The organism is Aminobacterium sp. UBA4987 (assembly GCF_002396985.1).
In the GTDB taxonomy this organism is placed as follows: domain Bacteria; phylum Synergistota; class Synergistia; order Synergistales; family Aminobacteriaceae; genus Aminobacterium; species Aminobacterium colombiense.
In genome coordinates, this window is the sequence record NZ_DGZF01000006.1 from 47393 (window position 1) to 59063 (window position 11671).

The 11671-nt window shown below is 44.1% G+C and carries 11 protein-coding genes and 1 other annotated feature; of the genes, 9 read left to right on the plus strand and 2 right to left on the minus strand.

Going from position 1 to position 11671, the window contains the following annotated elements:
- Nucleotides 1–43: 43 nt before the first annotated feature.
- On the plus strand, nucleotides 44–1438 hold the full coding sequence (locus B2U56_RS02915) for a Do family serine endopeptidase (RefSeq protein WP_286952181.1): 1395 nt from the start codon (nucleotides 44–46) through the stop codon (nucleotides 1436–1438).
- Between the two features lie 79 nt (nucleotides 1439–1517).
- On the opposite strand, the gene B2U56_RS02920 is transcribed toward B2U56_RS02915, so the two are convergent.
- Nucleotides 1518–2432 (minus strand): sensor histidine kinase, encoded by a 915-nt coding sequence (locus B2U56_RS02920; RefSeq protein WP_286952183.1) that lies wholly within the window; start codon nucleotides 2430–2432, stop codon nucleotides 1518–1520.
- Between the two features lie 219 nt (nucleotides 2433–2651).
- A complete protein-coding gene (locus tag B2U56_RS02925; RefSeq protein WP_286952185.1) occupies nucleotides 2652–3332 on the minus strand; it encodes a response regulator transcription factor in 681 nt (226 codons plus the stop codon).
- Between the two features lie 258 nt (nucleotides 3333–3590).
- Between B2U56_RS02925 and rpsO the strand changes: the two genes are divergently transcribed.
- The 8 genes from rpsO (at nucleotide 3591) to B2U56_RS02965 (ending at nucleotide 11663) form a co-directional block, all read left to right on the plus strand.
- A complete protein-coding gene (gene rpsO / locus B2U56_RS02930; protein ID WP_013048101.1) occupies nucleotides 3591–3857 on the plus strand; it encodes a 30S ribosomal protein S15 in 267 nt (88 codons plus the stop codon).
- Nucleotides 3858–3990: 133 nt separating this feature from the next.
- Complete coding sequence (locus B2U56_RS02935; protein WP_286952188.1) at nucleotides 3991–6237, plus strand: polyribonucleotide nucleotidyltransferase; 2247 nt, start codon at nucleotides 3991–3993, stop codon at nucleotides 6235–6237.
- A complete protein-coding gene (gene dut / locus B2U56_RS02940) occupies nucleotides 6234–6674 on the plus strand; it encodes a dUTP diphosphatase (protein WP_286952190.1) in 441 nt (146 codons plus the stop codon). Before B2U56_RS02935 ends, dut begins: the two co-directional genes overlap by 4 nt.
- 51 nt (nucleotides 6675–6725) lie before the next feature.
- Nucleotides 6726–6948, plus strand: a binding site (T-box leader).
- Nucleotides 6949–6986: 38 nt separating this feature from the next.
- Nucleotides 6987–8888, plus strand: a complete 1902-nt coding sequence (gene thrS / locus B2U56_RS02945) for a threonine--tRNA ligase (RefSeq protein ID WP_286952191.1) — start codon at nucleotides 6987–6989, stop codon at nucleotides 8886–8888.
- Nucleotides 8889–9075: 187 nt separating this feature from the next.
- Nucleotides 9076–9660 (plus strand): translation initiation factor IF-3, encoded by a 585-nt coding sequence (gene infC / locus B2U56_RS02950; protein WP_286952287.1) that lies wholly within the window; start codon nucleotides 9076–9078, stop codon nucleotides 9658–9660.
- A 69-nt stretch (nucleotides 9661–9729) separates the two neighbouring features.
- Nucleotides 9730–9927 carry a 50S ribosomal protein L35 gene (gene rpmI / locus B2U56_RS02955; RefSeq protein WP_013048106.1) on the plus strand — a complete coding sequence of 66 codons (198 nt, stop codon included), beginning with the start codon at nucleotides 9730–9732 and terminating at the stop codon, nucleotides 9925–9927.
- A gap of 54 nt (nucleotides 9928–9981) precedes the next feature.
- Entirely contained in the window at nucleotides 9982–10341 is a 360-nt protein-coding gene (rplT, locus tag B2U56_RS02960; RefSeq protein ID WP_013048107.1) for a 50S ribosomal protein L20, read from the plus strand.
- 2 nt (nucleotides 10342–10343) lie between these two features.
- The gene (locus B2U56_RS02965; protein WP_286952192.1) at nucleotides 10344–11663 is read left to right on the plus strand and encodes a TrkH family potassium uptake protein; all 1320 of its coding nucleotides are present in this window, start codon (nucleotides 10344–10346) and stop codon (nucleotides 11661–11663) included.
- The last annotated feature ends 8 nt before the right edge of the window (nucleotides 11664–11671 follow it).

Genomic DNA, 11671 nt, shown 5'->3' on the forward strand with positions numbered 1-11671 from the left:
GCCGGATACAATAGATATGGAAAGTAAACGGAGGTGAAATAATATGAAAAGGATGTACAACACAATTGCTCTTCTTTCCATAATAGCTTTTGTTCTGGGTGCGATAAGCACTCCCTCTTTTGCTCAAGATGTTTTTACTGGGAACCCTATAGCGGTCATAGCGAAGGATGCTTCTCCAGCCGTGGTCAACATAGATGTAGAGGCTACAGTTACACGGTCAGTTTCTCCTTTCCCGGATGATCCCATATTCAAGCGTTTCTTTGGAGAAGAGTTTCAGCGTTTTTCTAGAACTATACCAATGAAAGGGCGTGGATCTGGCTTTATTGTTACAGACAACGGCCAGATTCTTACCAATAGTCATGTTGTGGAGGGAGCGGATAAGATTACAGTAACTCTTTCTGATGGACGGACCTTTACCGCTGAAGTCCTAGGGACTGACCCTACTTTTGATTTAGCCGTGATCAGGATAGACGCCCGCAATCTGCCAGTGCTCAAACTTGGTGACTCTGACCGTATAGACGTGGGAGAGTGGGTTGTTGCCATAGGTAACCCTTTCGGCCTGGAGCACACTGTGACAGTTGGTGTCATATCTGCAAAAAACAGGAGTATTCACGCTGGAGATGTAAATTTTGACGGTTTTTTGCAAACTGATGCAGCTATTAATCCTGGGAATAGTGGCGGTCCCCTGATCAACCTTTCGGGGGAAGTTGTGGGAATAAACAGCGCTATTGTCCCTTATGCTCAGGGAATAGGATTCGCTATTCCTGTTAACATGGCGAAGCAGATAATGGATGATCTTGTAAAATATGGGAAGGTCAAAAGAGGTTGGCTTGGGGTGTATGTGCAGCCAGTGACGAAAGAGTTTATCACAGCTTATGGCTTAAAAGAAGAAAAAGGAGCCGTTATCAGCGATGTGGTGTCAGATTCGCCAGCGGATAAGGCAGGATTGCAGCGTGGCGATGTGATTATTGCTGTTAATGGTAACAAGATAGACAATCATCAGGATCTTGTTTTTAGAATACGCCAATTTATGGCAGGAGATACAGTTAATCTTGAGATAGTGCGTAAAGCAGAAAAGAAAAACATTTCTGTTAAACTAACAGAAGTTGCTCCTGCAGGAGAAGAAAGCCAGGAAAAAGGATCGCCTAAAACCTCAGAGCTTTTTAAAAAAGTTGGCGTTGAAGCAAGTAATGTCACCACACAACTTCGTTCCCAGTACGGGCTAGAATCAAAGGATGGAGTGGTTATAACCTTTGTTGAGCAGGGATCATTTGCTGCTCGTGCAGGGATTCGTGAAGGAGACCTGGTTCTGGAGGTAAATGGCACAAAAGTGTCTGATGTGGGCGACTTGAATAAAGCCGTGGGGAATAAGGACAATTCTTTAGTGCTTCTTTTAGGCCGTGGCGGGAGAACGTTCTTTGTTTCCATGAGTTTTTAAAACGCAAATTTATGCTTATAAGCAAAGGGGCTGTACTTCAAAGGACAGCCCCTTTGCTTCGATTAAAAATATTTTATTATCACGATATCTCATATTCGGAAAGGGTGTTTGTATCAAGGGAAAAAGTCAAAGTGAAAGAGCTTCCTTTTCCCAAAGTAGATTGGATATCCACTTCAGCTTTGTGCAATTCAGATATTCTCTGCACAAGGGGAAGTCCCAGGCCATATCCGCCTCCGCTTCGAGCTGTGTCCGCACGCCAAAAGAGGTCTCTGCACTTTTGAATAGCGTATTCATCCATTCCCTGGCCGGTGTCCCAGATACGCAAATAGGCTTTCTGCTTTTTTATATCACTCCATGTTTCCACACCGATAGTTCCGCCTTCAGGTGTATATTTGCTGGCATTGTCTAGGAGGTTTGTAACAACTCTTGTAAGAAGCTCAATGCTCCCGAAAACTGGGGCAAAAGAGAGTTTTTGCACCAGATGCTGACGTCTTGTTTTTTCAATGAGGGGAAACATGTTTTCACAGGCTTCATCAGCTGCCATAAGTAAATCCACCGGTTCCATCCATTCTGGGCCTGAGAACTTTGAAAACCGGGACAACTCGAGTATAGACTCTACAATTTGTTGCATATTTTCGATCTGAATCATTATTTGCTGAAGCCGTTCCACGTAATAACTAGGTTCTCTAGTGGACATGAGCATTATTTCAATTTTCCCCTTGATGACAGCAATAGGAGTTCTAAGCTCATGGCTTGTATCTGCAGACAATTGCTTAAGTTGAGCAAGAGATTCCTCGTACTGGCGGAGCAGCTTATTAAGAGATTCGCGAAGCTCCATAAGTTGGGGATGATCCCCAAGAAAGGGTATTGTTACGCGGTCGTTTTTTCTCTTCTTCTTTTGTAAGGACTGACACGTTTTTCGTAAGGGGGTGTAAATGCGAAGTTCAAGAAACCAGAGGGATATAAAAAAAGATAGTGCGCAACCGGCAAACAATCCTCCCATATAGGAAAAAAAGGAAGTTACAGTGAAGGATGACACTAACACAGCAAGGGACATAATTATAAAAAAAGAAATGGAAAAAAGGGACAACCTGAGGAGTTTCAGATTGCCCCTTTGGTTTGCTGAAGCCCTTGTTAAACGTATTTTAAAAGACCTAAGAAGTTTGCGAAGCTGCAAGTTCAATGCCTGATACCCTGGCTTTCCACTTAATGTTTAGATACAGTCTGGGCAAGTTACCTTGTACCCAACTCCTCGTACAGTTACAACCACTGTATCTAATCCTTGCTCACGCAGCTTGTCTCTCAAATATTTTATATGTACGTCAACTACATTGCTTGTCCCGTCATACTCTTTTTGCCAGACTTGAGAAATTATCTTTTCTCTGGTAAAAACCTGGTTTTCATGTCGAAGAAGCAATTCCAGAATATCAAACTCCCGTCTCCGCAGTGGTAATATAGCGTTATCCACTCTACATTCCCTGGCTACTGGATCTATTGTCATAGATCCACAATGAAGAAGATGATGCTGCGACTCAGAAGTTCTCCTTAAAAGGGTACGTACTCTTGCAAGAAGCTCTCTGAAATCAAATGGTTTAACCAGAAAATCATCGGCTCCCTTATTAAGGCCCTCTACCTTTTCGTCTACACTGTCTTTCGCCGTGAGAATGATGATAGGAAGAGTGGCACCGTTTGAGCGAAGTCTTTCAAGAACCTCTATTCCGCTTATGCCAGGCAACATGAGGTCCAGAACTATACACTCGCACTCCGGGTTATTCGCTTTTTCCAGCCCTTCTTCTCCTGTATAAGCGCGCTCTACAGAAAACCCATTTTCTGCAAAACCCTCGGCGAGAACCTGAACAAGATCCTTATTATCTTCAATAATAAGCAGAGACATGCTTATTACCTCCCCCCCGCACCAATTTAGATTAAATGCTTTTGTTAACTCTCTATTATTTAACCATATACTTTAACCCATGTCGAGTGCAGAATTAGATTTTTTGAAAATTTATGTAGTTTTTCTGAATATGTGCACAGGCGGTCTAAACATTGCCATATAGAAATATCCGTGGTAATATTTTTTAACCCATTACTAGGATCTACACAAAGCTGTATTTCTTGGTTTTCGGGATTTCATTAATTGAGGTGAACAATTATGTTGGAGAAGGATCAGAAACAGAGGATCATTGAAGAGTACCGCACCCATAATGTGGACACAGGATCTCCAGAAGTTCAGATTGCCATGTTGACCGTGAGGATTCGTGAGCTGACAGAGCATATGAAGAACCACACAAAGGACTTCCATTCCAGGAGGGGGCTTCTCAAGATGGTCGGAAGACGGCGTAAACTTCTTCGCTATCTGAGGGAGAAAGACTTCAACAGATACCAGACTTTAATCGAACGCCTTGGTCTTCGACACTAAAAAACAGAATAAATTTTTATTCAAAGGTTTTTCTGTGCGAGAGCGGATATCCGCTCTCGCACTTTTTTTGTGGGATGTGTTATTCTTATCAAGTACAATACGAAGAGGTAGAAAATTAGAGGAGGAACAATGGATGAAAAAAGTATTTTCAATTGAGATCGGGGGTCATGAAATGACCTTCGAAACGGGGTGTATGGCCAAACAGGCAAATGGTTCCATAGTGGCTAGGAGCGGAGATACAGTGGTTTTGACCACTACCTGCATTTCTGACACACCTCGTACGGGGATTGACTTTTTCCCCTTGCTAGTTGACTTTGAAGAAAGATATTACTCAGCAGGTAAAATCCCCGGAGGGTTTATCAAACGGGAAGGAAGACCAACTGAAAACGCCATATTGAGTGCACGTGTCATTGACCGTTCTATACGTTCACTTTTCGATGAAAATCTTCGCTACGACATACATGTTGTTGCTACTGTGCTATCAGTAGATCAGCTTAACCCCCCCAGTGTACTCGCCATTAACGCAGCATCTGTAGCTCTTGTGATCTCTGAAATTCCGTGGGGAGGCCCCATAGGAGCTGTGCGCATCGGCTATATTAATGACCAGCTTGTAGTCAACCCCCTTGAAGAGCAAATGTTGGAATCCAAATTGGATTTGCTCGTATCTGGCCATAAGGACGGCATTACAATGGTTGAAGCGGGAGCTAACGAGGTATCAGAAGAGTTGCTCGTAGATGCTCTGGATCTTGCCCACATTGAAATTAAAAAGATTGTCGCCATGCAAGAAGAGATTCGGAAGCAAATTGGCAAGGAAAAGATAGATATCCCTGAACCAGAAATTTTTGAAGAGATAGATTCATGGCTAGGAGCAGAAATGCAAAAGCATGTATTAGAAGCAGTCAGTATTCACGAGAAAAAACTCAGGGCAGAAAAAATTCGTTACGTTAAAACCACATCAATCGAGCATTTCGCAGAAAATTATCCTGATGTGGAAGCTTATATTTCTGCAGCTGTTGACGAGATGGTGAAGAAAACAATGCGGTCCCGCATTCTTAATGAGCGTGAGCGGGCTGATGGTCGGGCAATGGATGAGATTCGCCCGATTACATGTGAAGTGGGAGTTTTGCCTCGTGTGCATGGTTCAGCTCTTTTTACCCGGGGCGAAACTCAGGCCCTCGTTGTGGCTACTTTGGGGATGATGGGAGTAGATGACCAGATTCTTGACGGCCTCAAACAGGACGAACCAAACAAGAGGTTCATCCTTCACTATAACTTCCCCCCCTATTCAGTTGGAGAAGTTCGCCCCATGCGTGGTCCGGGACGTCGTGAAATAGGCCACGGCGCCTTGGCAGAACGGGCTCTTCGCCCTATAATTCCCGATGAGGTTGAGTTCCCGTATGTGGTCCGTCTTGTTTCAGATATCCTGGAGTCGAACGGATCCAGTTCTCAGGCATCTATTTGCGGGGGAAGCCTTGCCCTTATGAACTCCGGAGTTCCCATTAACAGACATGTCGCCGGCATTGCCATGGGGCTCATAAAGGAAGGGGAAAAAGTAGAGATCTTGAGTGATATTCAGGGTCTCGAAGACCACTATGGTGATATGGACTTTAAAGTGGCCGGAACCCGCGAAGGTGTGACGGCCCTTCAGATGGATAACAAGGCAGGGGGCATTACCAGGGAAATTCTTAAAAAAGCCCTCAATCAGGCAAAAGAAGGAAGATTGTTTATACTCGAGAAAATGGAATCTGCCATAGAAGAGCCTTCCGGTCTTTCTCCTTACGCGCCAAGGATTTATGTGACCCATATAGATCCTGAAAAAATCAGAGATATCATCGGCCCTGGCGGGAAGGTCATCCGAGGTATTACCCAGGAAACAGGAGTGAAGATCAATGTGGAAGATAATGGAGAAGTATATATAGCCGGAACATCAAGTGAGGGTGTTGAACGCGCACTGGCAATAATAAAGGGGCTTACAAAAGAACTGGAGCCAGGGGAAATATATCTGGGCAAAGTCACTCGGATTATGAATTTCGGGGCTTTTATAGAGTGTTTGCCAGGTAAAGAAGGTCTTCTCCACATAAGCGAAATCAGCCCTCACCGTGTCGGTAAAGTGGAAGATGTTTTTAGTGTTGGGGATACAGTCCTTGTCATGGTCAAAGAAATAGACGATATGGGACGGACTAATCTGACACGCAAGAAACTGTATGACCAGGAAGAAAGGGTTGTAAAAGAGGGATTCGGCAAAGCTCTTGAAGAGGAGAAGGCAAAGGAAACCGCTATTGAAGCCAAAGCAGCTTCCGCTCCCCGTCCCGCTCCTGGCCAGCGTCGTGGTGGAAGTCAGGAACGGCCGGATCGTAGGCAGGGTGGACCTCGTCGATGAAGCGTATAATGGTTAAGGTCGCCCGGCGAAACAGAGAAATACCATTACCGGAATATGGAACTCCCTTTTCTGCCGGGGTAGATCTTCGTGCGGCGGAGTCCATTCTTCTAAAGCCTGGAGAAAGGGGAAGTGTGGGTACTGGTCTCTATATGGAGCTCCCAGAAGGCTATGAAGCTCAAGTGAGACCAAGAAGCGGTCTCGCTCTTCGTTCCGGTGTTACGGTGCTTAATACTCCAGGGACTATAGATTCTGATTACAGGGGGGAAGTTCGGGTTATCCTTATTAATCTCGGGCAGGAACCTTTTCAGGTTATGCCACAGGATAGGATTGCACAAATGATCATAGCCCCTGTGGTTCAGTTAGAATGGGAGGAAAATGAATCCCTTTCAGATTCAGTACGTGGAGAAAGTGGTTTTGGCAGTACCGGTGTGAAGTAAAAGAGTTGACATTCTTTCTTTTAGGTAGTATAAATTTCGCCAAATAGAATATGTAAGGCTATGAAGGGAAAAGTAATTTTACGACCACTGAACAGAGAGTGGGGGCCGTGGGCTGAGAGCCTCCTGCAGCAGGGTAGACCGAAGACCATTCCTGAGCCGGCATCGAAGCTTTTTGGCGTAAGATGCAGGGGAACGCCCCTTACAGCGTAAAGAGGGCCAGCTTTATAAGCTGGAACTGGAGTGGAACCGCGATATAGCCCACATCGTCTCCAGAAGGAGAGATGTGGGCATTATTTTTTAGGGGTGATACGCATGTTCGAGCTTAAAAACGCCAATGGGGATATGATAGAAATTGAAAATGGCAGTGTTCTTGATGTATTGAAGCGCTGGAAGATGCATAAAGGGGCTGTGGCAGCCAAGATTAACGGCCGTTATGTCGATCTCTCAGCTGAGATCGCAGAGAGCGGATTGCTAGAAGCTATAGATGGTGTCAGCGAAGAGGGGCTTGATATTATACGGCACTCAACAGCCCACCTTATGGCTCAGGCTTTTCAATCTCTTTATCCGGAAGCTCTCTTTGGGATAGGACCATCCATTAAAAACGGATTCTACTATGATATGGAACTCCCGGAATCAATTTCGGAGGAAGCGCTTCTAAAAATTGAAAAGGAAATGAAACGTCTTGCGAAGCGTGCTTTCCCCATAGAACGCCAGATTTTGAAAAAAGAAGAAGCGATTGCCTTTTTTAAAGAGCGTGGAGAAAAGTACAAAGTGGAATTGATAGAGGAGATAGAAGATGGGACTGTGAGTCTGTACAGGCAGGGAGATTATGTAGACCTTTGCAGAGGGCCTCACGTACCGAATACTTCATGGATAAAGCATTTTAAACTTCTTTCAGTAGCCGGAGCTTATTGGAGGGGCGATGAAAAAAACATAATGTTGACCCGTGTCTACGGAACGGCTTTTGCAGATGAAGAATCTCTTCAAACTTATATAACAAGACTTGAAGAAGCGAAGAATAGAGACCACCGTAAAATAGGCAAAGAACTCGATCTTTTCAGTATTCAGCCGGAAGGTCCTGGATTTCCCTTCTTCCACCCCAAGGGCATGGCTATACTGAACAAGCTCACTGAGTTCTGGCGGCAAGTTCACGAAAAGAACGGGTACTGCGAGATTCGAACCCCTCTTATTCTTGATCGCAGTCTTTGGATTCGTTCTGGGCATTGGGATCACTATCGTGACAACATGTATTTTACAGAGATCGACGAGATGCCTTTTGCCATTAAACCAATGAATTGCCCTGGTGGAATTCTTATTTATAAAAGTCAGATAAGAAGTTATCGTGATCTTCCCTTGCGGATGGCGGAATTAGGGATAGTCCACCGCCACGAGCGATCAGGTGTTCTTCATGGTTTAATGCGAGTACGTTGTTTTACGCAGGATGATGCTCATCTTTACTGCACACCAGAGCAGGTTAAAGATGAGATCAAAGGGATTATGTATCTTTGCCAGTACATATATAGGGATATCTTTGGCTTTAAATATACAATGGAGCTTTCTACCCGTCCTGAGAACTCCATGGGGTCAGAAGAACAGTGGAATATAGCTGAAACTGCCTTGAAAGAAGCTCTGGAAGAAACTAATATGGAATATCGCGTCAATCCTGGTGACGGCGCTTTTTATGGTCCCAAGATAGATTTCCACCTTGAGGATTGTATCGGACGTACATGGCAGTGTGGAACAATTCAGCTTGATTTCCAGATGCCTGAAAAATTCGACTTGACATTCGTCGGAGCTGACGGAAAAGAACATCGGCCCGTAATGCTTCACAGAACAATTCTGGGAAGTCTGGAACGGTTCTTCGGAATACTCATAGAACAGTTCGCTGGAGCTTTTCCTTATTGGTTAGCGCCTGTACAGGTCCGTTTGCTTCCTATCTCGGAAGATTTTCTTGATTACGCACGATTGGTTCAGGCGAAATTGGTTGCTAATAATGTCAGGGTTGAAATAGATAGCAGAGATGAAAAGCTGGGGAAGAAGATCAGAGATGCCCAGATTCAGAAAATCCCATACATGGCCGTTATCGGAGAAAAAGAAGTTGCCAGCGATCAGGTTGCGCCTAGAGAGCGGAGCAGAGGGGATCTTGGTGCAATGTCAATCAACAGTTTTATTGATATTTTAATGGAAGAAAAGAATCCGCTACTTAACAAGTAATTGCCAGATTTCAGCAGCTGTGATATAGTTTCTTAGTCTAAAGAAGAGGCCCACCCTCTCACCTGACGACGCAAGGCGTTGTTGTCTGGTCGAAACCATAACACTCTTTGAGAGTATTGCTTTGTATGTGTGAGGGTCGGTGGAAATCCATCGGCCCTTTTTTATATTATCACGGAGGTGAAGTGTTATAGCCAAAAGAGAAGCAGGGGAACCCCGCGTCAATGATGAAATCACTGTGAGTGAAGTGTTATTGATTGACGATAACGGAGTCAAAATAGGTGTCACCAAAATAGAGGATGCTTTACGTATGGCAGAAGAGAGAAATCTTGATCTAGTTGAGGTGGCTCCCCAGGCTAAAGTGCCAGTTTGCCGTATCCTTGATTATGGCAAATATCGTTATCAACTGCAGAAAAAAGAAAAAGATGCACGAAAGAAACAGAAGGGACAAACCCTAAAAGAAATCAAAATGCGTCCGAAAATCGATGAACACGACTATAATTTCAAGGTTAAGGCTGTTATGAATTTCTTGAAATGCGGACACCGGGTAAAAGTTTCTATTTTTTTCAGAGGTCGTGAGATGGCTTTCCTTGATAAAGGGCGCGATGTCCTTGCAAGAGTGGTTCATGACACAGAGAGTTTAGGCAAGGTAGAAGCAGAACCTCGTATGGAAGGTCGTTATATGAGAATGATGCTCACACCTTTAGGGCCGACAAAAACAAAGGAAACAAACAAACAGGATAAAAATCAGGAAGAAGTTGAACAGTCAGAGTAATAATCTTACTGAACAACTCTTTGGTGTAGTGTTTTAGTATACTTAACAGTGTGAAAGGAGGGTATTACTATGCCTAAGTTGAAATCTCATTCAGGAGCAAAAAAGAGATTCTCTTCAACCGGAACAGGCAAGTTCAGCTATAGAAAAAATGGAAGAGGGCATCTTTTGACAGGAAAGAGCAGAAGTCGTCTTCGTCGTCTTCGTAAAACGGGGTATGTTCCAGAAACATTGGCTGGAGATCTGAAAAAGCTGCTTCCCTATAGCTAGGGGTCGAATTCACATATAAAATAAAGAATTTATGATTAAGAGAGGTGACATGCTATGCCTCGTGTTAAGGGTGGTAGCGTTAGTAATAAAAAAAGGAAAAAGCTATTTTCCATCACAAAAGGATATTGGGGCAAAAAGAAGAATGTTTATAGAAGAGCGAGGGAAGCTTTTCTTAAATCTCTGTCTAGAGCCTATGATGACCGCAAACTGAAGAAAAGAGATTTTAGGCGTTTGTGGATCACTCGTATAAATGCAGCTGCGCGAGCCCAGGGGATGAGCTATAGTTCGCTTATAGCCGGACTTAAAAAAGCGGGCATTGGAATTAACAGAAAAATGCTTTCAGAACTGGCCATCAACGATATGCCGGCCTTTGCAAAATTGGTTGAACAAGCCCGTAATGCGTTAGGACAGTAGTTTTGAAAACGTATAGTTCTCTCCGAGTAGAGAGAACCATTGTAGCAGGGTTCCTATCGCTGATAGTGATAGGAACCCTGCTTATATGGGCCTTTAATTTGGAGGGTGGGCACTCTATCACAGTTGTAGACGCTTTATTTACGGCGACATCTGCTATTTGTGTTACAGGACTGACTGTTGTAGACACTGGTAAAGATCTGACGTTATTGTCTCAATGGGTTGTCCTTGTCCTTATACAACTGGGAGGACTTGGGGTTATGACTGCCGCTACGACCCTTCTACTACTTTTCAGACAAAAAATAGGGATACGCCAACGTTTGCTTTTTGCAGGAGGTCTTGGGCTCGATACGCCGGCAGGAGCTATTAAGCTTCTTATTCGCATATTGAAGATGACTGTTGCAATAGAGGGGGCTGGAGCCGTCCCCCTTTTCATAGCATTTGTTCGTAACTACAACCCGGCGCGGGCTTTATATCTGGCTTTATTTCATAGCATTAGTGCTTTCTGCAACGCAGGTTTTTCTCCTTTCTCAACGGGCTTGCAAGGTTATGCTCATACTTTTCTTGTCCCCGCCACTATTATGCTTCTAATTATTTTAGGTGGTGCAGGCTTTCTTGTCCTTTTGGGAATAGCCCGATATATAAGAAAGGGTGAACCTTTGACACCTCACTGCCACCTTGTCATAAAGGTTACAGGTATCCTGGTCATTGGCGGAGCTTTTCTATTTCTTATTTCTGACTGGAACGGGGCATTTAGAGGACTATCTCCAACTCTTAAAGTATGGAACGCTCTTTTTCAGAGCGTGACTCCTCGCACTGCGGGGTTTGATACTATACGAACAGCGAACTTTACAGCTTTAGGGGTTTTTGTTACCTGTCTATTGATGATCATAGGGGCTTCTCCCGGCTCTACTGGTGGTGGGATCAAAACGACGACCTTGGGACTTTTAGTCTATTCGGCTCTTTGTGAGATGAGGGGAAGAAATAATATTATTTATGCTAATCGTAATATATCCTTTAATAATGTGCGCCGTGCTCTTTCGTTAAGCCTTCTATACATCAGTACCGTCCTTTTTAGTATAGTGTTATTGTCTTTTACGGAAACGGCTCCCTTCCACACATTGATTTTTGAAGCCTTCTCTGCTATGGGCACGGTGGGACTTTCATTGGGAATTACGTCGTCCCTCTCTACAATGGGTAAGATTATTCTTATAATGTTGATGTTCTGGGGAAGGGTTGGTATCCTTACATTTATGTACGTAGTAATAACTCGAGAAACACGTGATAATGTGAATTACGCTACAACAAACATCCCGGTAGGCTAGGAGGCTAA